The organism is Pseudomonas matsuisoli (assembly GCF_014647635.1).
Taxonomy (GTDB): domain Bacteria; phylum Pseudomonadota; class Gammaproteobacteria; order Pseudomonadales; family Pseudomonadaceae; genus Pseudomonas_P; species Pseudomonas_P matsuisoli.
This window is the reverse complement of sequence record NZ_BMPO01000006.1, coordinates 200,179-223,480: the sequence shown is the minus strand read 5'-3', so window position 1 is coordinate 223,480 and position 23,302 is coordinate 200,179. Positions and strand designations below refer to the sequence as shown.

Sequence of the window (23,302 nt, the reverse complement as noted above, 5' to 3'; positions counted from 1 at the left end):
TGAGCGGTAAGGGTTGTTGGTTTACAGGCTGGCGTTCTGCTCAACCAGTTGCTGTAGAGACGCAGCCATTTCTCGGGCGGTGTTCTTGATCGCCCAGAGCGCCTGGCCGTAAGTTGCCTGTTCGCTCAACACCATGAGCAAAACCAGGTTGCGGTTAGAAGCGTGCACCTGACGGCACAGCACCAAACCAAGTTCGCATTCCAATACGGTGCCTTCGAGCGTGCCGAGCGACAGTTCCTGAGTGATCGATTTACTCAAGCCGTCCAGCGCTGCAGCCATAGCCGTCGTTCGGCGGCTTTGCTGTGGATCCGCGCCCAATGTCGCAATGGGGAAGCCATCGGTCGAGCACACGGCAGCCATGCGGAAGTGGTCGACCTTCTGCAGCGTTTCCAGATGTCCCAAGCACATGGTGCGAAGCGGGGAGGAAATGGTCGGGGCGTTCATAGCGCGTCCTGTAGCTGATTGACTTCGGCGTTGGCAATGAGGGTCTCGATCAGCAGCAACACGTTGCGCTTCTCTCGCACATCGGTAACGAACAGCGGCAGCGCAAGACTTCGGCCGGCCAGGATATCGCGGTAGGCGGGAAGCACTTCGGATTGTTTCTGCTGCGTGTGTCCCACTGCGATTACCAAGGCACCACGCTCGACCAGCGCCGGGAACGCATCCAGGTAAGTGGTCAATGTTTCCAGGCTATCGGCACGGGAGTGATCCAGGAGCAGCACCGCGCCCATCGCACCTTCACCCAAGATCGGCCACATGAAGGCAAATCGGTTCTGGCCGGGAATGCCATAGAGCGCAACGGTATCGCCTTCGTCCAGATGGATTTCACCGTAATCCATCGCGACCGTCGTCGTCGCTTTTGAATGCTGTGCTGCGTCGGTGTTTTCTGCTTCGGTATTTACCGGCGGAATGTCGCTGACAGAATGAATGGCGGTGGTTTTTCCGGCCCCCATCGGGCCTATGAAAAGTATTTTCATGTCTGATTAGATTTTCCGAATGCCATTCCTAGCCGCTTGCGTAAACGTAGCAGCAATCCTTCCTGGTTTTTTTCCGTAGGGCGCGCGGGAATAGCGGGCTTCGGCCGGCCATTGCGCGCTGATACGCCTAATGCGCAGCGCTCGCAAGCATTGAGGAACGCCACGACATCTTCGGTCGATGTGCGGGCGAACTCCACGCCTTCAGCGACCGTCGCGTATTGGCGGCTGTACAGTGCGGCGAGCCTCAGCAACGCAGGCGAGCTTTTCCATTCGCCGTAGTCCGGCCAGGCTGCGATCCGGTACTCCGTTGCCTCCGCACCTTCGAGCTGGTCGATCGGCGCCGGCTCGGCCAGGCAAAGCGCCCAAATGATGCGTTTCAGCGAGTAGGCATGCTGTAGCGTCTGCTTACCGGGCGCGCTGTTCAGCGGCGCGGCAGTCAATTCTTCCGGCAGGGCGGCCATCCGCTCTACCAGCGTTTCAAAGTCGTCGATGTCGCAATACAGGCTGTCTTCATGCGGAAGGATGACGAAGCTCAGTCCTTCGTGATCGTAATAAGTCGCCGAGACGATCTTGGAAAGCCGTATCGATAGTGCAGGCACCGTAGCGGGCGTATGTTGCGCCAGATCGCGCTCGCAGTCGGTTAGCAAGTCATACAGTCCAAAAATGCGCAGCGGCCATTCGACTGAATGACGCATGGTGAACCTGCCGTCCTTGAATACGGCTACGACGGAAGATGCTGGTTGATTCTCGTCGCGCAGCAGTGTCAGCTCGGCCGTACGGTCGTCGCCAACATAGTGCCACTCCATCTCCGTCCTGCCGCGCAGCATCTTCAGTTGCTGCTGCAGCAGACGCTGTTCATGCTCCCCGAATCCTCGGCAAGCGACCCGAAATGTTCCTATGCTCATCAGCGGTGCTTCTTTGGGGGGCGAAGGCTGATTGCCTTCGTCGCGAATGACTTCCATCTGTTACATCCCTGCCTGAACCAGGCGCGGTGCGGAGCTCAATGTCAAAGTGACACTATATTGCGCTCGCTTGGTTCTGCTCGTCTCCTACAGATAGCCGCGCGGTCAATTACTCTGGATGGGCGACATTTGAATCTGTAGCCCTCCAGAAGGCGCCTATCCTAGACGACCTGAATCAGAGCGTGACGGCAGTACGTCCGGAAAAGATCCCAGAGCGTGCGCTGGCTCTCACTTCTATTACAGGCAAGCGAACTGAACGATGCCCATTGAACGCTGCGCTACGACCGTTTCCTCTACAAGAGGTTCCGATTGCAAAGGTCGCTCGTGGGCCAGCACCTGCCCCTCTTCTGGCATTGTTTCTCGATAGCGTGCGTCTTCCGGCTATGCGCTAACCGAAAATACGACGGTAAGTCATGCCACTGACTACTCAGTCGGATGCAGGTGTATCTTTCAATCTTCAGGAGCGGTGCCGGTCTCTAATCCACTGATTTTCCATCTTGCAAGCGCCGCTGCGTTCTCGCACCGTGTGCCCGAGCGTTGCGTGCGTCGGTCATTGGTCGCTTCAAACGTAAGGCTCTAATCTGCTACCCATTCTTGTAACAACAAAAACAATGAGGAATGAGTTATGAAGCGTCATATTCACCACTTTTTGCTTTCGACCGCCTGCGCGCTGTTTGCGGTATATGCAACTGCAGACGAGCCGCGCCGACCCGAGTGTATTGCGCCCGCCGCGCCTGGCGGAGGTTTCGACCTAACATGCAAGCTTGCGCAAAGCGCGCTGGTGCAGGAAAAACTGCTGTCCTCGCCCATGCGCGTGACGTACATGCCTGGTGGCATCGGCGCGGTGGCCTACAACGCCGTCGTTGCTCAGCGGCCCGCGGAGGTCGGTACCATCACGGCATTTTCCAGTGGCTCTTTGTTGAACCTTGCGCAGGGTAAGTTCGGACGTTTCGATGAAAGCGCCGTCAAGTGGCTGGCAGCGGTGGGTGCAAGCTATGGCGCCATCGCCGTACGCGCGGATTCGCCCTACAAGAGCCTGGATGATCTGGTAGCGGCGATCAAACAGAACCCTGGCGGCGTCGTGATTGGCGCAGGCGGCACGGTTGGTAGCCAGGACTGGATGCAAACGGCGATGGTCGCCAAGGCCGGTGGCATCGATCCGAAGCAGATGCGTTACGTCGCCATGGAGGGCGGTGGAGAACTCGCGACCGCTTTACTGGGTGGCCACATCCAAGTGGCCAGCACTGATATCGCGGATTCCGTTCCCCACGTCGAAGCGGGCGACATGCGCATCCTTGCAGTACTCGCCGACAAGCGGCTGCCGGGCAAGACTGTCTCGCAGATTCCTACGGCGAAAGAGCAGGGATACGACGTGGAGTGGCCAGTGATCCGCGGCTTCTATGTTGGCCCGAAAGTGAGCGACGAGGCTTACGCGTGGTGGAAGGCGGCATTCGATAAGCTGCTGGCGTCCGAAGATTTCGCCAAATTGCGCGAGCAGCGAGAGCTTTATCCCTATGGCATGACCGGCGACGAGCTCAATGCGTATGTCAAGGAGCAGGTCGCCCGTTACCGCACAATGGCGCAAGAGTTTGGCCTTACCCAGTGAACGATACCGGGCGCCAGATATGGCCTCGTACGACACGTTGTAGGTCGTGCTGCCCCAACGTGGCTTTGGCAGCACGACTTTTGCCGCTACAACTGTGCCGGAAACTCGCGGAATATATTGACGGTCGTCCGTTTGAAAGCCTTTTGAAGGGTTGGTGAAAGTTTCGCGAAAGGTTTATGTCGTAACTATTCAGTGTCCGGCGTAGCCGGTGGACGGTCTTCTTGATGAGACCGCTAAAACAAGAACAACACCGGAGATTTCCTGCGATGCCTTTCGTTGCTGGACACCTATCGATCTACGCCGCGCTCCACGCGCTCGCTCCATCCCCTATCTCATTCAAGACCGTGGTCAATCTGGGACCCCGCATGTCCTGAGCCTGCCGCTGCGTCCTTCGTTCGTGCCGCCACTCCATAGCGGAGTAAGGCAGTACGTTGATTGGTAACGACAAAAACAAAAGGAACACTCGATGAAACTCACACTGCAAACCCTCTTTTTTTCCGCGACTTGCGCACTGTTTGCGGGTCAGGCCCTCGCCGACGAGCCGCGCCGTCCCGAATGCATCGCCCCGGCAGCGCCTGGAGGTGGCTTCGACTTGACCTGCAAGCTGGCGCAGAGCGCATTGGTACAGGAAAAACTGCTGTCCTCTCCCATGCGCGTCACCTACATGCCAGGTGGTATTGGCGCTGTTGCCTATAACGCAGTTGTTGCCCAGCGTCCGGCGGACGAGGGCACCATTACCGCGTTTTCCAGCGGTTCGCTGCTGAACCTGGCGCAAGGCAAGTTCGGCCGTTTCGACGAGAGCGCGGTGAAGTGGTTGGCGGCTGTTGGCACCAGCTACGGCGCAATCGCGGTCAGAGCAGATTCGCCGTACAAGACGCTGGATGATCTGCTGGCCGCGATCAAGAAAAACCCAGGTAGCGTGGTTATCGGCGCTGGCGGCACGGTAGGTAGCCAGGACTGGATGCAGACGGCGATGGTCGCCAAGGCGGGCGGTATCGATCCTAAACAGATGCGCTACGTTGCGATGGAAGGGGGTGGCGAGCTCGCTACCGCGTTGTTGGGCGGCCACATCCAGGTAGCCAGTACTGACATCGCCGACTCGGTGCCGCACGTGGAAGCAGGCGACATGCGCATTCTTGCGGTCCTGGCCGACAAGCGCCTGCCGGGTGAAACCGTCTCGGAGATTCCAACGGCGAAAGAGCAGGGCTATGACGTCGAGTGGCCGGTGATCCGCGGCTTCTACGTTGGGCCAAAAGTGACCGACGAGGCCTACGCTTGGTGGAAGGACGCGTTCGACAAGCTGCTGGCGTCGGATGACTTCAAGAAACTGCGGGAAGATCGCGAGCTTTATCCATTCGCCATGACTGGGGACGAACTCGACGCATACGTCAAGGAGCGCGTCGCGCATTACCGCGGGATGGCCAAGGAATTTGGCCTGACTCAATAAGGCCTCCACGTCGCCAGGGCCGGTCCTCGGCCCTGGCGATTCGTGTCTTTCCGCAATTGGCGGACAATTGAGGATCTGTCATGTCTCAACGTATTTTCGGCGTAGTGCTGTTGGTTGCAAGCATCGGGCTTGCACTCTCGGCATGGGGGTATCAGGCCCCCTTTTCCTACGAGCCCGTTGGCCCCCGGGCTTATCCCTTGCTACTGCTGAGCCTTTTGGCACTTGGCGGTATCTACCTGCTGGTGAAGCCTGCAAGCGCCCACGCCGTTTCCAACGAACCGCCGCTCGATCGTCATGTGGTTCGCAAGGTCACGACCTGCGTCGTGCTGCTCGTGATCTACGCGGCGGTGTTCGAATTACTGGGCTTCATTCCGGCCAGCACGGTTTTCGCCATCGGCATGGCACGGCTCTACGGCGGCTCCTGGCGCGCCAGCGTGATCGCCGGGCTATTGCTGGGCGTTGGTATGTACCTGCTGTTCGACAAGCTGCTCGATGTGCCGCTACCGCTCGGCATTCTTTCGTCTCTGGAGATTTAGTCCATGGATACATTCGGTTATCTGGGGCAAGGCTTCGGCGTTGCATTGAGCCCCTACAATTTGCTGACCGCGCTGTGCGGTACCTTCATCGGGACTATCGTCGGGCTGCTACCGGGACTGGGCCCGATCAATGGCGTCGCGCTGCTCATTCCGATCGCATTCGCCTTGGGCTTGCCGCCGGAAACGGCGCTGATCCTATTGGCCGCGGTCTATCTTGGTTGCGAGTACGGCGGGCGGATCTCCTCCATCCTGCTGAATATTCCGGGTGAAGCCTCCGCCGTCGTGACGGCTTTCGACGGTTACCCGCTCGCCCAACAGGGCAAAGCCGGTGTTGCCTTGTCGATTTCGGCATGGAGTTCGTTTGTCGGCGGTCTCATGGCGACCACTGGCGTCGTGCTATTCGCACCGTTACTGGCGAAGTGGGCCGTGGCGTTCGGGCCGGCCGAATATTTCGTGTTGATGATTTTCGCTATCGTCTGCCTGGCGGGCATGGCCGGCGACAAACCAGTGAAGACTGCTATTGCAGCCTGCATTGGCTTGTTCCTGTCCTGCATCGGTATCGACGCTAACAGCGGCGTGTATCGCTTCACCTTCGGCAGCCTTGGCCTGGCCGACGGTATCCAGTTCGTCGTGCTGGTGCTGGGACTGTTCTCAGTCAGCGAGATCCTCGTGCTGCTGGAGCGTACGCACCATGGCGAGCAGGCGGTGAAGGCGAGTGGACGCATGTTGTTCAACGTCAAAGAGATGATGTTCGTACTGGCAACGAACATTCGGAGCGGGATTGCCGGTTTCGTCATCGGTGTGCTGCCGGGCGCGGGCGCTACGCTCGCCAGTGCGGTCACGTACATGAGTGAAAAGCGCCTAGCCAGTAAGGACAATAAGTTCGGTAACGGCGACCTGCGCGGCCTTGCTGCACCTGAAACGGCGAACAGTGCCTCCGCGTGTGGTTCCATGGTGCCCATGCTCACATTAGGTATTCCTGGATCGGGTACGACCGCAGTCATGATCGGTGCCTTGACGCTGTACAACATTACCCCCGGTCCGCTGCTGTTCCAGAACCAGCCGGAAATCGTTTGGGGCCTGATTGCATCTTTGTTCGTGGCGAACACGATGCTGATCGTGATGAACATTCCGCTGATCAAGTTCTTCACCAAGATCCTTGCGGTGCCTTACTGGGCGCTGGTGCCCGCGATCGCGATCATTACCTCGATCGGCGTCTACGCCGTACATGCGACGACGTTCGACCTGTTCCTGATGACCGGCATCGGTGTCGCAGGCTACATCCTGCGCAAGATGGACTTCCCGCTGTCAGCGATCCTCCTGGGCTTCATCTTGGGTGGCTTGATGGAGCAGAACCTGCGCCGGGCGCTGTCGATCTCCAATGGTGACCTGGGCATCCTGTTCTCCAGTCCGATCACCTGGGTGGTCTGGGCAATGGTCGTCGGCATGATCGCGTTGCCGATCTGGCGGACGTACCGCCGCCGTGCTGAGCGTCGTGCGGAGGATGCAGCAGCCTAAGGATTGGAAGCCAGGGAGCACGCTTTTGTAGGAGCCAGCCGGGCTGATTGCAGCCCGGCTAGCTCCTACAAAAAGCTATGTCTCAATAAGTACCTAACCGACGCCAGGTGACTGCCGTCGGTTTTTTTGCGCTGATGACGGCGTGGGCTTTCACCGCAATTACGTCTAGGATGGCGCCCCGTTTTCTGGACGACAGCGCATGAACATCGACGCCCTCGATACGTTACGCACGCATCTGCTGACTGCTCTTTCGCGCGCGCCGGATGAAGCCCGACGGCTTTTTCATGGTCGCGGTCGTCGGTGGCCTGGCCTCGAGCACATCACTGTTGACTGGCTGCAAGGAGTGTTGCTGGTTTCGCTGTTCAAGCCTGTCGAGCCGGATTTCGCCACAGCCCTGCGCGCGCATCTGACGGCGCTTGCCGCTTCGCCGGGGTGGGCTGCATCGGGTGCCCATACGCTGACTCTTCAGCACCGCTATACGCCAGAAGCCGCATGCGAATGGCTCGCTGGGGATGCGCAAGGCCAGCACACCGTCAACGAGGATGGATTGCGGTACGGGCTGACCCTTGGGCGAAACCAGAACGCAGGTCTGTTCCTCGACATGCGCTACGGCCGTCAGTGGGTGAAGGCGCATGCGCAAGGACGACGGGTGCTCAACCTATTTGCCTACACCTGTGGCTTTTCTGTCGCCGCCATCGCGGGCGGTGCCGAGCATGTGGTCAACCTGGACATGGCTCGCTCCGCCTTGAACCAGGGTCGTGAGAATCATCGGCTTAACGATCATGACTTGAGTCGGGTGAGCTTTCTGGGGCACGAGCTGTTCAAGTCATGGGGAAAGGTTCGCCGTGGCGGACCTTACGATCTTGTGATCATCGATCCACCGTCGTTCCAGAAGGGCAGTTTCGCGTTGACGTCCGACTACCGAAAAATTTTGCGCAAGCTGCCGGAGCTGACCCGCGAAGGGGCTTCGGTACTGGCATGCGTGAACGATCCGGGTGTTGGTCCCGGGTTCATCATTGACAGCATGACGGAGGAGGCGACGATGTTCGAGTTCGTTCAGCGTCTGGAGAATCCACCGGAGTTCAGCGACATCGACCCGACGGGTGGGCTGAAAGCGATGGTGTTCAAGCGTATCGAAGCGGTGGCCTGACCCGTGAGCTGCCCAGCAAAAACCCGCAGGTTTTCGAGGTGCCCAGAAAGACCGAAGCCTCCGAGTCGTGGGACTGGGAGGCTTCGCGGCGGTAGCTGCCTTTTCCTTTCTTGGGTTTTTCTCGTCGGCAGCGAAACAGCGGTTGGCTGACAAGTGACTTGGCCCGATTTGGGCGTGGTTCTTTGGCCATGATGGCTCCTGGAAATAGGTATGGGAACTTCGTTTGGGGCATGAGCGTGATGTGCGTTGATGTGCGTATTGCAACGCGCACGCGCGCGCCGTGCATCATGGCGATGAGAGCCAAGGAAGTCCATCATGCGCGGCGCTCACCGGTCGCAACGCCACGCGCGTCGTCGGTCGGAACCGCATCTTGGCGATTGAGCGCGCAGGTCCGCTTCGCTATGCTTCGGTGTACTTTCCCGCAACCTCGCCGATGGCATGCAGACTTTCTGCTGCGATTGCCATCGATGCGGCTTCTGTTCCAGGAACAACGATGAGCACCTCCAGCGTCCCATTGTCCGGCAACAATCAGCCGCTCAAGGGCATTCTTCTCATCGTGGCTGCCACTTTCCTCTTCGCCAGTCACGACGCCGTTTCGAAGTACCTCTCTGGCTTCTATCCGGTCGTACTGGTCGTCTGGGTACGCTACCTTGTGCACACGCTGCTCATGGCCGGCATCTTCGTTCCGCAGTCTGGGCTTCGGGTACTGCGTACGCGTCGGCCAGGCCTACAGGCGATTCGCGCCTTGTGCTTGCTGGGCACCAGCCTGTTCTTCACCACGGCGCTGCGCTACATACCGCTTGCAGAGGCCACAGCCGTCAACTTTCTTGCCCCTTTGATCGTCGTTGCGCTGTCTGTACCGCTGCTGAAAGAGACCGTGACCCGTGGTCAGTGGGTGGCGGTGGGCGTGGGATTCACCGGCACCTTGGTTATCGTTCATCCCGGTGGTGACCTGTTCACGCCAGCGGTACTGCTGCCCTTCTGCTCGGCGATGTGCTTCGCCACCTATCAACTTCTGACGCGCAAGTTGAGTACCATCGATAGCCCAACAACGAGCAACTTCTTCGCCGGGCTGTTCAATACCCTGGTGATGTCAGCCTTGATCCCGTTCTTTTGGCAAACCCCAACCATCTGGCACGGTGTGATGATGCTGGCATTGGGTGCCTTCGGCATGACTGCGCATCTTTTCCTGACCCAGGCGTTTCGCTATGCGGCGCCGGCAATCCTGGCGCCCTTTAGCTATTGCCAGATCGTCTTCGCGGGCCTGCTTGGTCTCGTCTTCTTCGGTCATCAGCCGGACACCACGACGGTTTGCGGAATTGCCATCATCTGTCTGAGCGGCTTTGCCGCTGCGTGGCAACAGCGTGTCAAGCGAGTCCCGTTAACAAAGTAGGGTGCGGGTACCTTTTTGCCTGACGGAAAATCCGCGCGCTGTACTATCGGCAGCGCGCGCGGACCCGGCTAGACTTGCTGAAAACCCTACGGACCTGCGCCTGCAATGAGTGACGCCTCCTACATTTCGCCAGAACAGTTGTGCGTGGGTCTCTATGTCCAGCTCGATCTGAAATGGTGGGAGCACGGATTCACCTTCAGTAACTTCAAGATCAAGGACGCCTCGCAGGTCGAAGCGCTGCGCAAGCTCGGGTTGCAACAGGTGCGCTATGACCCGGCCAGAAGCGACGCCCAGCCGCTGCCTCTGGCTCCAGCGCCCGTTGAGCCTGCCCCCGAGCAGGAATTGCCGCCATCAGTGCCGACCGCCGAGGAACTCAAGCGCAAAGCCCGCGCAGTGCAGTTAGGGGCCGTACGCCGACGCCTCGCGGAGGTGGACAAAACGTTCGTGCAAGCCAGCCAGCGGGTGAAGGGGATCAACACTGCGCTACGTAATCAGCCCGATAAGGTGCTGGCGCAGGCGGGTGAAGTCATCACGGAAATGGTTCAGTCGGTACTGGGTGAGGACGGCGCGGCGCTACACGCCATCAACGGTAAGTCCGCTGAAGATAATTATGTGCACTCGCTAAACGTCACGGTACTGTCGATGATGCTGGGGCGGCAGATGGGGCTCGATTCCGAGGACTGCCACACCCTTGGCCTGGGCGCGTTGCTCCACGATATCGGAAAGCTCGATATCCCGAGCCCGATACTGCTCAAGCCTGGGCCACTCACCAAGCCCGAGCAGAAGTTTCTGGAGCTGCACACTGAGTACGGCCTGCGGATGGGGCACAAGCTCATGCTGGACGACGAAGTCCTGTCGATCATCCACGAGCACCATGAATATTGCGATGGCAGTGGTTATCCGAAGGGCAGTCATGAAGCGAACATTCGCCGACTGAGTCGACTGGTGTGCATTACCAATCGCTTCGACAACCTGTGCAATCCGAGTCATGGCCGCCCGGCCTTGAACCCGCATGAGGCGCTCGTGCGCATGTTCGGGCCAGAGCGTGCGCGTTATGACGACGTGGCGTTGCGTGCGTTCATCCGCTGCATGGGGGTCTATCCGCCCGGAAGCCTCGTGTGCATGGAAGACGGGAGGCATGGACTGGTGCTGAGCATGCATCCGACGCTGCCACTGAAGCCGACGGTCATTCTCTATGACGCCGAATTGCCGAAGTCAGAGGCGTTGATCGTCGATCTGGAGCAAGAGCCTTCTCTGGCCATCGCCAGCAGCGTGGCGCCGAAGGATGTGCCGATCGACGAGCTCGAGTACCTCGATCCCCGCCAACAAGTCAGCTACTACATCGATCCGCGTCGCCGCGGCTAGCACCGCCGGGTTCCGCCCGGCTTGGCTTGGTCTACTTCGAAACACACAGCTGACCTAGGTGATCAGCTGGCCCCTTGTTCCTTTTTCCGTTTTGCTCGGCGTGCCAGCATGTTGAGCCCTTCGATGAGCGACGAAAACGCCATCGCCGCATACAAGTAGCCTTTCGGTACGTGCGCCCCGAAGCCTTCGGCAATGAGCATCATGCCGATCATCATCAAAAAGCCCAGGGCGAGCATGACTACCGTGGGGTTGTCGTTGATGAAGCGTGCTAAAGGGTTCGCGGCAAGCAGCATGACCGTGACGGCGACGATCACCGCAATGACCATGATGGGCACGTGAGGGGTCATGCCGACCGCGGTGATGATGCTGTCCACCGAGAACACCAAGTCCAGCAGCAATATCTGGACGATGGCCGAGGCGAATGTCATCTCGACTGCGTTGCCCTGCTTGCCCTCGAACATGTCGCCATCGGGCTCAGGATCAACGGTGTGGCGGATTTCCTTGGTAGCCTTCCACAGCAAGAACAGGCCGCCGGCGATCAAAATCATGTCTTTCCAGGACAGGCCCTGGCCGAAGACTTCGATCACCGGTTCGGTCAACTGAACGATCCACGCCACGGTGCCGAGCAACCCAAGGCGAAGCACCAAGGCCAGTGCGATGCCGATACGCCGTGCACGGTCTCGTTGGTTTTCGGGGAGCTTGTTGGTGATGATGGAAATGAAGATCAGGTTGTCGATGCCAAGCACCACTTCCATTGCGATCAGCGTAGCGAGAGCGACCCAGACTGTGGGGTCGGCGGCTAGCTGCATGAGGTAGTCCATAGGAGCGCTTCCAAATAGTGTTCGGGCATAGTGCCGTGGGTGCCTTTCAGAATGCTTATGGCGGCGCTCGGTTCGACGCACTTTTGTGTCAGGAAATGTGTGCAAGACGATTTTCGAATTCTAGCCACTACCCTTTAGCAGCGATCTCGCGTATGGCAGGAAGACGACAAGCGTTTATCTATTGACCAATTCGACTGATCGTCAGGAATCATGCTCACAAATGCACAAAAACGATTAATCTTCAGGTAGGTGGAGCACTTTAGAGGCTGCCACTACTCACAGAGAGGATCGAAATCGCGCAGATGACGCGTTTCGGGTATCTAGGACGCTCCACTTGTCCGTAGTTGCCGCTTTGGTTGCCTCGCAGCAGGCAATGGCACGACGAGCACTTAGCGATGGCTCGATATATGGTTGATTCACTTGATATGCGTGCTGGACAGATCAGCACTTTGGCGGGGCGCCTTGCCGATGGACGAGCCAGTAGCGAAGCGCTAATCACGAAAGCTGTTCGGGCGATCGATGCACACCGGGCAGAAGGGGGCGTCGCGTACGTCAGTGTCGATGTCAAAGGCGCACTGAGCCTTGCCCAAGAAAGCGACCGCATGCGCAATGCCGGGTTCGTACCCAGTAGCTTGGCAGGCTTGCCGATCTCGGTCACGGATGCGTTCGATATGGCGGGATGCGTAACCGGCGCGGCGTCCAAGGTGCGCTCCTCTAGCTCTCCGGCGGTTATTGATGCATTGGTCGTCGCCCGACTGCGAAACGCGGGTGCGATTCTGCTTGGCCGCACGAACATGAGCGAGTTCGCGCTCTCCTGCCTGGGCACGAATTCCCATTACGGAACACCGACGCTACCAATGGACCGGTGTCGTGTCGTTGGTGGATCAGGTTCCGGGCTCGCGGTGAGCGTCGCGACGAAGATGGCCGTTGCCGGCGTGGGCGCTGATACGCAGGGCTCTATCCGGATACCCGCGGCCTTTTGTGGGTTGGTCGGGTTCAAGCCCAGTGCCAATCGCGTTTCGACTCGAGGGTTGTACCCGCTTTCTCCGACGCTCGATTCCATTGGTTCGATCGCCCGCTACGTGGATGACTGCGTCATTCTGGATGCCATCATGTCAGGTGAGCGCGGAGAAGTCGGCGGTCGTCCATTGAAAGGCCTACGCTTGGCAGTCACATCCGATTACGTCCTTGACGCGCTGGATGAGAATGTCGAATACGCTTTCAAGCGCGCTTTGCAGCTTTTGACCGATGCGGGTGCAACACTCGTTTGGTTTGATTTTCCGGAACTGGCGTCGTTAGGGCGGATAAGCGATACGGGAGATTTCGTGGCGGTCGAGGCGTGGTATCACCACCGGCAGAATGCACAAGCGGCAGCGCTCGAGTGCTACGATCCGGTCGTGCTCAAGCGTCTGCGCCAGGGCGAATCGCTAAGTGCCTACGACTATCTAGACCTGCTGGCCGAGCGTCAGCGGTTGATCCAAGTGGCAAGAGCGCGGCTCATGGATGTGGATGCTTGGTTGATGCCAACGGTGCCAATGTCCGCGCCCCGGCTCGACGAGCTGGGTTCGGGTGAGCCCTGTGCGAATTACTTCGAGCGCGAGGCGCGTGCCCGGCGCAATACCAGCCTGGTCAACTTTCTCGATGGGTGTGCGTTGACCTTGCCCTGCCAGGAGCACAAGGAGCTACCGGTGGGGCTGTCTATCGTCGGGCTGAACGGTATGGACGCCGACGTATTGAAGATCGGTCGCAGCGTTGAGGCGCTGCTACGGGCAAGCAGGGCGGCGGTGGCGAAGGAGCCTGTCGCTCCACGGGAAGAGCGGCGTGACCGGCGCGTCGCCAAGTGATAGGTACTTTGGCGAGCCCGTATCCGTAGCGACTGAGTCGTCAATGACTGCGCAAAAAAAAGGAGGAGCCGAGGCTCCTCCTTCTTGTTCATGGCGCTGCCATTGTTCTTGTTGCGCTGCCCGCTTGGCTTGTTTTTGTTTTTCAGCCGGCGTCCTTATGCGGGACCAAGAGCGAACGGATTTGTTTGGAAGCTGAGCTGTCGTGATGTTTATCCGATCGGTCCACACTGCTTTGAACGCAGTTCTTGTTCTTCTTCACCTGATCGCGGTATCAACCGAAGACAATCTTCTCCAAAGAAATCAGTTAGCTGCGTCTCCAAAATATTGTCGTTGTTCTAAGGGAGGCGATTCGTCTAATTCTTGTTATGTCTTTTGGTTTTAATTTTTGTTATGCCAAGAATGAAGCAGGCGCCGTGCCATCTTATAAAAAAATCATTGAAATCAATGACATACTGATTTTTATGGCGAGCTACCGTCGTGGAGTTGGTTGGATTCGTTACCGTATTACCCACTTTTGTTACCGTGACAGGCTCGATTGCAGTCATCGTTGATGTAGGCCAGGTAACAGCCGCGATGATGACAGTGGTCTAGCGATGGGGTCGAACGGGCGCTTTTGTGCGTCTTCAAGCCTTAGCCATTCGCGCATCGCATTGTGCGTTACTCGTTCGTGTAGTGGGACGTGTGTAGGAGGGTTCGATCTTGTAAGGTGCCCGCTGAGTAAAGAAACGCGAATGACTCTGTCGAGGGCCTCTGTCCGACAGGTTCGAAGTCTGCAAGATGGGTCCGTAGATGCGGGGCCATGGATGCTGTAGTTGCGCCCAGTGCATTTGAATTCTGGACGCCTTTTTTATTGAGCGGATACGGAATGACCTCCCAGCCCTTGCAGCAGCTTCAACAACGTCTGGCAGCGCTCGAAGCCGAAAACCGAGCCCTGTGCGTCCAATTGGATGGGCGTCGCGATATGTCTTTCGGAGGGCTCGACCTTCATCGCATGGCGATCTTCAACAGCGCCATCGACCACGCGATCATCGCGATGGATCTGGATGGCCGGGTGACTGGCTGGAACATCGGTGCCGAACGTCTATTCGGGTGGACCTCCGCGGAAATGGTTGGGCACTCGATCGAATGCCTTCTTGGTCCGGAAGACCGCGCGGCGGGGTGGGCAGACCTAGAGTTGCGCAATGTCTTGGAAAAAGGGCGTTTCGAAAGCGAGCGCTGGCAGGTCCGCGCTGATGGGCAACGCTTTTGGGGCGCAGGAGAAACGACGCCACTTCGTACCGCGGATGGTGAACAGATTGGTTACTTCAAGGTGCTGCACGACCGAACGGAGCAACATCAGGTCAGGCTACGCCTTGAAGAAGAAGAGGCACGGTACCGCGCACTCGTAGATTCCATCGATGCGGGCTTTTGCATCATCGAGATGGCCTTCGATGAAAACGGGCGAGGCAGGGATTACCGATTCATCGAAGTGAACCCAGCCTTCGAGCGCCATACCGGCATCGCCAATGCGGCCGGGCGCTGGATGCGTGAAATCGCGGCCGAGCATGAGCAGCATTGGTTCGACATTTATGGGGAAGTTGCGCTCACCGGCAAGCCCGTACGTTTCGAGAACAACGCGGAAGCGCTTGGGCGTTGGTATGACGTCTATGCGGTGCGGATCGGCGACCCAGCGGCAGCTCGTGTCGGCATTTTGTTCAACGACCTGTCCGAGCGGCGGCAGGCGGAGTTGGCGCTAGCACGCAGTGAAGCGCATTGGCGCGGCGTATTCGAAACGCTGCAGGAAGGCTTCATTCTTGGCGAACTGATTCGCGACGCGTCCGGTCAGGCGTGCGATTGGCGTTACCTCGACGTGAATCCGGCCTGGGGCACCATGCTCGGCATACCGCTCGAAGGCGTCGCGGGGCGTAGTGTGCGTGATGTGGTGCCGGGCATTGAGCCCGAGTGGATTAGCCATATTGCGAACGTCGTGGAGACCAGCGTCTCCGAGGAATTCGTCCGGCAGGTCGGTGTTCTGGGGCGCTGGTACGAGGGACGTGTCCATCATCTGGACGGGGATCGTTTTGCAGTTACCTTCCAGGACGTAACGCAGCGACGACTCGAAGACGTGCGGCGCCGAGGGTTGCTCGATCTGCTCGACCGCTTTCACGACCTCGGTGAAATCGAGAGCATGGCGTACGCGGCGGCGGAAATGCTTGGGCGAACGCTCGCGGTCAGCCGCGCAGGCTATTGCACGCTGGATGAGCGTTACCGCGCGGTGACCGTCGAACGTGATTGGGCCTTGCCGGGCATGCCGCTGCTCGCAGGCACCCATTCGCTGCGCTCCATCAGTGGTTTCGCCGATACGCTGCTGCGTGGAGAATCTGTCGTGGTGGACGACATTCGCGCGGACCCGCGTACGCAGGGTCATGCGGTAGACATGGAGGCGCTCTCCATTGGTTCGATGTTGCAGGTTCCCATCACGGAACTGGGACGAACCGTCGCCGTGTTCTTCGTATGTCGATCGATAGTCACGCATTGGCAGCAAGAGGATATTGCCTTCGTACTCGAAGTCGCCTCTCGGGCTCGCGCGGCGATCGAGCGCCGGCGTGCCGAGCAAAAGTTGCGAGCGCTGAACGCTTCTCTGGAACGGGAAGTGGGTGAGCGTACCGAAGCCTTGTTGAAGTCCGAGGAAAAGCTACGGCAGTCGCAGAAGATGGAAGCAGTCGGTCAGTTGACGGGCGGGCTCGCACACGATTTCAACAATCTATTGACAGGGATCGCGGGTAGCCTGGAGCTGTTGCAGAACCGAATTGCAAAAGGGCGGCTGGAAGGTCTGGAGCGCTACATGCAAGCCGCCCAAGGCGCTTCCACGCGTGCGGCTTCACTGACGCACCGTTTGCTTGCGTTCTCTCGGCAGCAAACGCTCGATCCCAAGCCGGTCAACATCAATTCGCTGGTGGAAGGCATGGAGGAACTGGTTCGCCGTACCGTCGGCCCTTCGATCGAGATCGACGTGGAATGCACGATGGATCTGTGGTTGACGCTCGTCGATCGGAACCAACTGGAAAATGCCTTGCTGAACCTGTGCATCAATGCGCGCGACGCCATGGAGGGCGGCGGATGTTTGCTCATTGAGACGAGCAATGTGTGGATGAACAGCCGGACTGCGGCCGAGGTGGATCTGCCCGTGGGGCATTACGTTGCGCTAAGCGTGATCGACAACGGTTGTGGCATGCCGTCAGACGTGGTCGCGAAGGCGTTCGATCCCTTTTTCACGACCAAGCCGCTCGGCATGGGAACCGGACTTGGCTTATCGATGATCTATGGATTCGCCCGGCAATCCGGCGGGCAGGTGAAAATCGCTTCAGTCTTCGGGCAGGGGACGGCGGTCACGCTTTACATGCCTCGCTATGTGGGTGAGACACAGGCCGATAATTTCGAAGTACCGCCAGATATGCCGCGCACAGGCGCGGGGGAGACCGTACTCGTCGTCGACGATGAGCCGACAGTCCGCATGCTGATAACGGATGTCTTGGAAGACATGGGGTATCGCGCGCTGGAAGCGGGCGATGCGGAATCCGGTTTGCAGGCGTTGCAGTCGTCCAGCGTACGCATCGACTTGCTCATTTCCGACATTGGATTGCCGGGCGGGATGAACGGACGGCAGATGGCTGACCAGGCGAGGATCGCGCGCCCGCAGCTCAAGGTGCTGTTCATCACGGGATATGCCGAAAGCGATGTCTTCGGTGTTGGGCAGCTACCGTCGGGGATGCACCTACTCACCAAGCCATTCGGTATCGACGTGCTGGGGCGTAAGGTAAAAGAGCTACTGACCAAGGCTCCTGTACCTCCCGGCTAAACATCCCAGAACGAAAACGCCGCCCTGTCGAGAGCGGCGTTTTCGTTTTGACCTTTGCTGAGAGGCTTGTTCGGATTTAATCGAACAAACCGAAGGTCAGGTAGCTGAACCAAGAACGTCCGCCTTCATCCGGCTGCTCGGCTTTTTGCTCTTCCAGCACGTTGTCGAGCTCCGGCGGCAAGTCCTGCTGCGCGTCCTGGTACTGACGAATAATGTCGCGAGCGGCCTGGGATTGCTTCGGCGGCTCCTGTGCATCGCTTTCGATCAAACCAAGGGTGGCGCGGGCCAGCCAGGAACGCTGGCTGACGTCTTCTTCGCGCGGCACGAATTCGCCGTCCTCGAGACTTGGGTTATCCGGGTAGTTGAGCTTTAGGGTTTCCAGGCTTGTCGCGGCCAAGTCGTTCAGGCCCAGCCGTTGGTAAGCTTCAACCATCACCGCAAGCCCATCGCCCACGGCGGGGGATTCCTGGAAATTCTCGACCACGTAGCGGCCACGGTTGGCAGCGGCGACATAAGCACCGCGCTTCAGGTAGTAGTGGGCGACGTGAATGTCGTAAGCGGCCAGCAGATTGCGCAGGTAGATCATGCGCTGCTTGGCATCGGGTGCGTAGCGGCTGTTCGGATAGCGACTGGTGAGCTGGGCGAACTCGTTGTAGGAATCGCGGGCAGCGCCGGGATCGCGTTTGGTCATGTCCAGCGGTAGGAAGCGCGCCAGGAGGCCACGGTCCTGATCGAACGAGGCAAGGCCACGCAGGTAGTAGGCGTAATCCACGTTCGGGTGCTGTGGATGGAGGCGAATGAAGCGATCCGCTGCGGCACGAGCGGCCGCTGGCTCGGAGTTCTTGTAGTTCGCGTAGATCAGTTCGAGTTGCGCCTGATCGGCGAAACGGCCGAAGGGGTAGCGTGATTCGAGGGCTTTGAGGTTATCGGTGGCCAGGCTGTAGCTGCCGTTGTCCAGGGCGGTCTGCGCGCGCTGGTAAAGCTGGGTTTCGCTCAAATTCTCGTCGATTTCGGTCTTCTTCGAGGAGCATGCGGCGGTCAAGACGAGCGTAGTGATCAGCAGCAGGTGTTTCACTTGCATGGTGCGTGCGTCCCTGGACGGCTGGCTGTGTTGTGGCAAACCGTCTGTTATAGTGGGCGCCCCGGCTGACCCGGGACAAAAAGTCGCCGTATTTAACCACAGCGTGCGACCGAAACCAAAAGGCTCCGCCCCCTCTCGTGCCCCTCATGTCCCAGCTTCCCAAACACACTATTGAACTTGCCGCCGATGTTCCCTTTGAACTGGGTGGGCAACGCCTAGACCAGGTCGCCGCGCAACTGTTTGCCGAGCATTCGCGTTCACGCCTCGCCGCCTGGATCAAGGAAGGTCGCCTTACCGTCGATGGCACCGTGCTGCGTCCGCGTGACACCGTCCACGCCGGCGCTCGTCTGCAGCTTCAGGCTGAACTAGAAGCGCAGGGCGAATGGGTCGCGCAGGACATCGCATTGAATATCGTCTTCGAGGATGAACACATCTTGGTGCTGGACAAGCCGTCAGGGCTGGTCGTGCATCCGGCTGCTGGGCATGCCGACGGGACCCTGCTCAATGCACTGCTGCATCACTCTCCAGAGCTGATCAACGTGCCGCGTGCAGGCATCGTCCATCGTTTGGACAAGGACACCACCGGCCTAATGGTCGTGGCCAAAACGTTGGAAGCCCAGACCCGGCTGGTCGATCAGCTGCAAAAGCGCACTGTCAGTCGCATCTATGAATGCATCGTCATTGGCGTCGTGACTTCCGGGTCGACGATCGACGCGCCGATCGGCCGCAGTTCTGCCAACCGGCAACGCATGGCAGTGATCGAGGGCGGCAAGCCAGCGGTGAGCCATTACCGCGTGCTTGAACGTTTCCGCTCCCATACGCACGTGCGCGTCAAGCTGGAAACCGGACGCACTCACCAGATTCGCGTTCACATGACGCACGTGGGCTTCCCGCTAGTCGGCGATCCTTTATATGCCGGGCGTTTCCGTATCCCGCCTGCCGCCAGCCAGACGCTGGTGCAGACGTTGAAGGAATTTCCACGACAGGCGCTGCATGCGCGTTTCCTCGAACTCGATCATCCCGTAACGGGAAAACGCATGAAGTGGGAGTCGCCACTACCGGAAGACCTCGTCTGGATGCTCAGCCTGTTGCGGCAGGATCATGAGTCCTTCGTTTGATGAAGGGGGACGCGCTCGACTGGCTCACGCCGGACTGGCCCGCCCCTGAAAACGTCCGTGCATGCGTGACGACGCGCAGCGGCGGCTTCAGCCTGCCGCCCTTCGATAGCCTCAACCTCGGCGCTCATGTTGGGGATGATCCGCAGGCTGTCGCTCGGAACCGCCTACACCTGAGTGAAAGTCTTCGCTGCCAGCCTACGTGGTTGGATCAGGTGCACGGCACGACCGTGGTCGAAAGCAATCCCCTACAGGTGCTGGAAGGCGACGCTTCATGGAGCTCGACACCCGGTGTCGCCGCGCTGGTAATGACGGCGGACTGCCTTCCTGTGTTGTTCTGCGATCGCGCGGGAACACGGGTCGCCGCCGCGCATGCGGGCTGGCGCGGGCTGGCCAACGGTGTGTTGGAGGCGACTGTCGCTGCCATGGATATCGCGCCAGAAAATATCCTGGCATGGATGGGGCCTGCCATCGGGACGGAAGTATTCGAGGTTGGCCCTGAAGTGCGGGATGCGTTCGTGAGTACTCATCCCGAGGCCGAACATGCCTTCAGGCCAAGCACAAATGACGGCAAGCTCATCGCGGACATGTATGCACTCGGCCGCATCCGCCTTGCCTCGGCAGGCGTGCAGTCGGTCAGTGGCGGCGGCTTTTGTACGGTGACCGATATGCGCTTCTTTTCCTATCGGCGGGCGAATCCAACCGGGCGTTTCGCATCGTTGGTTTGGCTGACGCGTTGATGTCTTGAGTTGAAGCGGATCGTTACTCGGCCGCTCCACAGTAAGTGGCTGAACCCTACTCCCTGATCGCCAGCAAGCTGGCTCCTACACGGTTCTCGGTGTGCTCGCGATCGGCTGTAGGAGCCAGCTTGCTGGCGATCGCTTTTTTTGCAGCAACCCAACACCCTGCGCCACGTCAACCCCGCTTCGCTTGAATCCCCAGCAATCAGCCCTATCTAAGAAGCATCTCGCGGGCATTCACCTTTTCAGACGCAAGCCATCGTGTCAGCCCGCTTTCTTTGTGAGGATGAACCATGCGAATCGACCGTTTGACCAGCAAGCTTCAGCTTGCGCTGTCCGATGCCCAGTCCGTTGCGGTAGGGCTGGATCACCCAGCCATCGAGCCGTTGCACCTCATGCAAGCCTTGCTCGATCAACAGGGCGGCTCCATCAAGCCGCTGTTGCGCCAGGTCGGCTTCGATACCAACGCGCTCAAGCTGGCGTTGAGCCAGGAACTGGACAAGTTGCCGAAGATTCAGAACCCCACGGGTGACGTGAACCTGTCGCAGGACCTGGCACGCCTGTTAAATCAGGCCGATCGCCTGGCGCAGCAGAAGGGCGACCAATTTATCTCCAGCGAGCTCGTGCTGCTGGCGGCGATGGACGAAAACACCCGTTTGGGCAAGCTGCTGATTGGGCAGGGCGTCTCCAAGAAGGCGCTGGAGAATGCCATCAACAACCTGCGCGGCGGCGAGGCGGTAAACGATCCTAATGCCGAGGAATCCCGTCAGGCGCTGGATAAATTCACCGTCGACCTCACCAAGCGCGCCGAAGAGGGTAAGCTCGACCCCGTGATCGGTCGCGACGATGAAATCCGTCGCACCATCCAGGTTCTGCAACGGAGGACCAAGAACAACCCGGTCCTGATCGGCGAGCCCGGCGTCGGCAAGACTGCCATTGCCGAAGGCCTCGCTCAGCGCATCATCAACGGCGAAGTGCCGGATGGTTTGAAGGACAAGCGCCTGCTGGCCCTCGACATGGGCTCGCTCATCGCCGGTGCCAAATTCCGTGGCGAATTCGAAGAGCGCCTGAAGGGCGTCCTCAACGAACTTTCGAAGCAGGAAGGTCGCGTCATCCTGTTCATCGACGAGCTTCACACCATGGTCGGTGCCGGCAAGGCCGAAGGTGCAATGGACGCGGGCAACATGCTCAAGCCTGCCCTCGCGCGCGGCGAGCTGCACTGCGTAGGCGCCACGACACTGGACGAATACCGCCAATACATCGAGAAGGACGCCGCGCTGGAGCGCCGCTTCCAGAAAGTGCTGGTGGACGAGCCGAGTGAAGAAGACACCATCGCCATCCTGCGTGGCCTCAAGGAGCGCTACGAGGTTCACCACGGCGTGACCATTACGGACGGCGCGATCATCGCGGCTGCCAAGCTCAGCCATCGCTACATCACCGATCGCCAGTTGCCGGACAAGGCCATCGACCTCATCGATGAAGCGGCCAGCCGCATTCGCATGGAGATCGACTCCAAGCCCGAGGCGCTGGACCGTCTCGATCGTCGCCTGATTCAGCTCAAGATCGAGCGCGAAGCGCTGAAGAAAGAAGAAGATGAAGGCACGCGAAAGCGCTTCGCCAAGCTCGAAGAAGACATCGAGCGGATGGAGAAGGAGTACGCCGACCTCGAGGAAATCTGGAAGTCCGAGAAAGCCGAAGTCCAGGGCTCCGCGCAGATCCAGCAAAAGATCGAACAGGCCCGCACCGAGCTCGAAGCCGCGCGCCGCAAGGGTGATCTGAACCGCATGGCCGAGCTGCAGTACGGCACGATTCCTGACCTCGAACGCAGCCTGCAGATGGTCGACCAGCACGGCAAGACCGAGAACCAGCTGCTGCGCAACAAGGTGACCGACGAGGAAATTGCCGAGGTCGTTTCGAAATGGACGGGCATTCCGGTCAGCAAAATGCTCGAGGGCGAACGCGACAAACTTCTACGCATGGAGGACGTGCTGCATAACCGCGTCATCGGCCAGCATGAGGCCGTCGTGGCGGTCTCCAACGCGGTACGCCGTTCGCGCGCCGGGCTTGCTGATCCGAATCGTCCCAGTGGCTCCTTCCTGTTCCTCGGCCCGACCGGTGTGGGCAAGACCGAACTGTGCAAGGCACTGGCGGAATTTCTCTTCGATACCGAAGACGCCATGGTGCGTGTCGATATGTCCGAGTTCATGGAGAAACATTCCGTGGCCCGCTTGATCGGCGCACCGCCGGGATACGTCGGTTATGAAGAAGGCGGCTATCTGACCGAAGCCATTCGCCGTAAGCCTTATTCGGTGGTGCTGTTGGATGAGGTGGAAAAAGCACATCCGGATGTTTTCAACATCCTGCTTCAAGTGCTGGAGGATGGCCGTCTGACCGACAGCCACGGCCGTACGGTGGACTTCCGCAACGCCGTGGTCGTGATGACTTCGAACCTAGGGTCGGCACAGATCCAGGAGCTGGCCGGCGACCGCGAAGCCCAGCATGCCGCTGTGATGGATGCTGTCAGCAGCCACTTCCGCCCGGAGTTCGTCAACCGGATCGACGAAGTCGTCGTGTTCGAGCCGCTGGCCCGCGAGCAGATCGCCGGCATCGCCGAGATTCAATTACAGCGTCTTCGCAAGCGCCTGGCCGAGCGCGATCTTGGGCTGGAGTTGTCTGCGGACGCGATCGACAAGCTCGTCGCCGTTGGCTACGACCCTGTTTACGGCGCACGCCCACTCAAGCGCGCGATTCAGCGCTGGATCGAGAACCCGCTGGCGCAGCAGATACTGGCTGGCGAGTTCGAGCCAGGCGCGACGGTGCATGCGAAGGTGGAAAACGACGAGATCGTGTTCGGGTAACGGCGACCCAATTTAACGTTGCACAAAAAACCGGAGCAAAGGCTCCGGTTT

Annotated in this window: 17 protein-coding genes and 1 pseudogene; 12 read left to right on the top strand and 6 right to left on the bottom strand. The window is 59.2% G+C overall.

Annotation, left to right across the window (positions count from 1 at the left end):
* Nucleotides 1–21: 21 nt before the first annotated feature.
* The 3 genes from IEY47_RS14320 to IEY47_RS14310 are packed head-to-tail and all read right to left on the bottom strand — an operon-like array spanning nt 22 to nt 1,939.
* Complete coding sequence (locus IEY47_RS14320; RefSeq protein WP_188983935.1) at nt 22–444, bottom strand: roadblock/LC7 domain-containing protein; 423 nt, start codon at nt 442–444, stop codon at nt 22–24.
* Nucleotides 441–977 (bottom strand): GTP-binding protein, encoded by a 537-nt coding sequence (locus tag IEY47_RS14315; RefSeq protein WP_188983934.1) that lies wholly within the window; start codon nt 975–977, stop codon nt 441–443. The genes IEY47_RS14320 and IEY47_RS14315 overlap by 4 nt, the downstream gene beginning before the upstream one ends.
* Nucleotides 974–1,939, bottom strand: a complete 966-nt coding sequence (locus tag IEY47_RS14310) for a hypothetical protein (protein ID WP_188983933.1) — start codon at nt 1,937–1,939, stop codon at nt 974–976. The genes IEY47_RS14315 and IEY47_RS14310 overlap by 4 nt, the downstream gene beginning before the upstream one ends.
* Nucleotides 1,940–2,564: 625 nt before the next feature.
* Between IEY47_RS14310 and IEY47_RS14305 the strand changes: the two genes are divergently transcribed.
* From IEY47_RS14305 to IEY47_RS14285, 5 genes are all read left to right on the top strand, one after another.
* On the top strand, nt 2,565–3,545 hold the full coding sequence (locus IEY47_RS14305) for a Bug family tripartite tricarboxylate transporter substrate binding protein (RefSeq protein ID WP_188983932.1): 981 nt from the start codon (nt 2,565–2,567) through the stop codon (nt 3,543–3,545).
* 466 nt (nt 3,546–4,011) lie between these two features.
* Nucleotides 4,012–4,992, top strand: a complete 981-nt coding sequence (locus IEY47_RS14300; protein ID WP_188983931.1) for a Bug family tripartite tricarboxylate transporter substrate binding protein — start codon at nt 4,012–4,014, stop codon at nt 4,990–4,992.
* Nucleotides 4,993–5,072: 80 nt separating this feature from the next.
* Nucleotides 5,073–5,528, top strand: a complete 456-nt coding sequence (locus IEY47_RS14295; RefSeq protein WP_188983930.1) for a tripartite tricarboxylate transporter TctB family protein — start codon at nt 5,073–5,075, stop codon at nt 5,526–5,528.
* Between the two features lie 3 nt (nt 5,529–5,531).
* Entirely contained in the window at nt 5,532–7,046 is a 1,515-nt protein-coding gene (locus IEY47_RS14290; RefSeq protein ID WP_188983929.1) for a tripartite tricarboxylate transporter permease, read from the top strand.
* 199 nt (nt 7,047–7,245) lie between these two features.
* Nucleotides 7,246–8,196 carry a class I SAM-dependent methyltransferase gene (locus tag IEY47_RS14285; RefSeq protein ID WP_188983928.1) on the top strand — a complete coding sequence of 317 codons (951 nt, stop codon included), beginning with the start codon at nt 7,246–7,248 and terminating at the stop codon, nt 8,194–8,196.
* Nucleotides 8,197–8,239: 43 nt separating this feature from the next.
* On the opposite strand, the pseudogene arfA reads toward IEY47_RS14285, so the two are convergent.
* Nucleotides 8,240–8,386, bottom strand: a pseudogene (gene arfA / locus IEY47_RS14280) (alternative ribosome rescue factor ArfA); the annotation flags it as partial.
* 303 nt (nt 8,387–8,689) lie between these two features.
* Between arfA and IEY47_RS14275 the strand changes: the two are divergent.
* A complete protein-coding gene (locus IEY47_RS14275; protein ID WP_188983926.1) occupies nt 8,690–9,589 on the top strand; it encodes a DMT family transporter in 900 nt (299 codons plus the stop codon).
* Between the two features lie 105 nt (nt 9,590–9,694).
* Entirely contained in the window at nt 9,695–10,954 is a 1,260-nt protein-coding gene (locus tag IEY47_RS14270; protein ID WP_188983925.1) for an HD-GYP domain-containing protein, read from the top strand.
* Nucleotides 10,955–11,016: 62 nt separating this feature from the next.
* Here IEY47_RS14270 and IEY47_RS14265 read toward each other — a convergent pair whose 3' ends face one another.
* Nucleotides 11,017–11,775 (bottom strand): TerC family protein, encoded by a 759-nt coding sequence (locus tag IEY47_RS14265; RefSeq protein WP_188983924.1) that lies wholly within the window; start codon nt 11,773–11,775, stop codon nt 11,017–11,019.
* A 407-nt stretch (nt 11,776–12,182) separates the two neighbouring features.
* Between IEY47_RS14265 and IEY47_RS14260 the strand changes: the two genes are divergently transcribed.
* Both IEY47_RS14260 and IEY47_RS14255 read left to right on the top strand, forming a co-directional pair.
* Nucleotides 12,183–13,619, top strand: coding sequence for an amidase (locus IEY47_RS14260; RefSeq protein ID WP_229779444.1), 1,437 nt, complete (start codon nt 12,183–12,185; stop codon nt 13,617–13,619).
* A gap of 865 nt (nt 13,620–14,484) precedes the next feature.
* Nucleotides 14,485–17,457, top strand: a complete 2,973-nt coding sequence (locus IEY47_RS14255; protein ID WP_188983923.1) for a PAS domain S-box protein — start codon at nt 14,485–14,487, stop codon at nt 17,455–17,457.
* Between the two features lie 76 nt (nt 17,458–17,533).
* Here the strand turns inward: IEY47_RS14255 and IEY47_RS14250 are convergent, their stop codons facing one another.
* Nucleotides 17,534–18,538 carry an outer membrane protein assembly factor BamD gene (locus IEY47_RS14250; RefSeq protein WP_188983922.1) on the bottom strand — a complete coding sequence of 335 codons (1,005 nt, stop codon included), beginning with the start codon at nt 18,536–18,538 and terminating at the stop codon, nt 17,534–17,536.
* A 146-nt stretch (nt 18,539–18,684) separates the two neighbouring features.
* On the opposite strand from IEY47_RS14250, the gene rluD reads away from it, so the two are divergent.
* From rluD to clpB, 3 genes are all read left to right on the top strand, one after another.
* Entirely contained in the window at nt 18,685–19,656 is a 972-nt protein-coding gene (gene rluD / locus IEY47_RS14245) for a 23S rRNA pseudouridine(1911/1915/1917) synthase RluD (protein ID WP_188983921.1), read from the top strand.
* Nucleotides 19,656–20,393, top strand: coding sequence for a peptidoglycan editing factor PgeF (gene pgeF, locus IEY47_RS14240; RefSeq protein ID WP_188983920.1), 738 nt, complete (start codon nt 19,656–19,658; stop codon nt 20,391–20,393). The genes rluD and pgeF overlap by 1 nt, the downstream gene beginning before the upstream one ends.
* 293 nt (nt 20,394–20,686) lie before the next feature.
* Complete coding sequence (gene clpB, locus IEY47_RS14235; protein ID WP_188983919.1) at nt 20,687–23,251, top strand: ATP-dependent chaperone ClpB; 2,565 nt, start codon at nt 20,687–20,689, stop codon at nt 23,249–23,251.
* Nucleotides 23,252–23,302: the final 51 nt, after the last annotated feature.

Coding starts and splice junctions, on each gene's coding strand:
- IEY47_RS14320 (WP_188983935.1), bottom strand. CDS start 444: ATGAACGCCCCGACCATTTCCTCCCCGCTTCGCACCATGTGCTTGGGA.
- IEY47_RS14315 (WP_188983934.1), bottom strand. CDS start 977: ATGAAAATACTTTTCATAGGCCCGATGGGGGCCGGAAAAACCACCGCC.
- IEY47_RS14310 (WP_188983933.1), bottom strand. CDS start 1,939: ATGGAAGTCATTCGCGACGAAGGCAATCAGCCTTCGCCCCCCAAAGAA.
- IEY47_RS14305 (WP_188983932.1), top strand. CDS start 2,565: ATGAAGCGTCATATTCACCACTTTTTGCTTTCGACCGCCTGCGCGCTG.
- IEY47_RS14300 (WP_188983931.1), top strand. CDS start 4,012: ATGAAACTCACACTGCAAACCCTCTTTTTTTCCGCGACTTGCGCACTG.
- IEY47_RS14295 (WP_188983930.1), top strand. CDS start 5,073: ATGTCTCAACGTATTTTCGGCGTAGTGCTGTTGGTTGCAAGCATCGGG.
- IEY47_RS14290 (WP_188983929.1), top strand. CDS start 5,532: ATGGATACATTCGGTTATCTGGGGCAAGGCTTCGGCGTTGCATTGAGC.
- IEY47_RS14285 (WP_188983928.1), top strand. CDS start 7,246: ATGAACATCGACGCCCTCGATACGTTACGCACGCATCTGCTGACTGCT.
- IEY47_RS14275 (WP_188983926.1), top strand. CDS start 8,690: ATGAGCACCTCCAGCGTCCCATTGTCCGGCAACAATCAGCCGCTCAAG.
- IEY47_RS14270 (WP_188983925.1), top strand. CDS start 9,695: ATGAGTGACGCCTCCTACATTTCGCCAGAACAGTTGTGCGTGGGTCTC.
- IEY47_RS14265 (WP_188983924.1), bottom strand. CDS start 11,775: ATGGACTACCTCATGCAGCTAGCCGCCGACCCCACAGTCTGGGTCGCT.
- IEY47_RS14260 (WP_229779444.1), top strand. CDS start 12,183: ATGGTTGATTCACTTGATATGCGTGCTGGACAGATCAGCACTTTGGCG.
- IEY47_RS14255 (WP_188983923.1), top strand. CDS start 14,485: ATGACCTCCCAGCCCTTGCAGCAGCTTCAACAACGTCTGGCAGCGCTC.
- IEY47_RS14250 (WP_188983922.1), bottom strand. CDS start 18,538: ATGCAAGTGAAACACCTGCTGCTGATCACTACGCTCGTCTTGACCGCC.
- rluD (WP_188983921.1), top strand. CDS start 18,685: ATGTCCCAGCTTCCCAAACACACTATTGAACTTGCCGCCGATGTTCCC.
- pgeF (WP_188983920.1), top strand. CDS start 19,656: ATGAAGGGGGACGCGCTCGACTGGCTCACGCCGGACTGGCCCGCCCCT.
- clpB (WP_188983919.1), top strand. CDS start 20,687: ATGCGAATCGACCGTTTGACCAGCAAGCTTCAGCTTGCGCTGTCCGAT.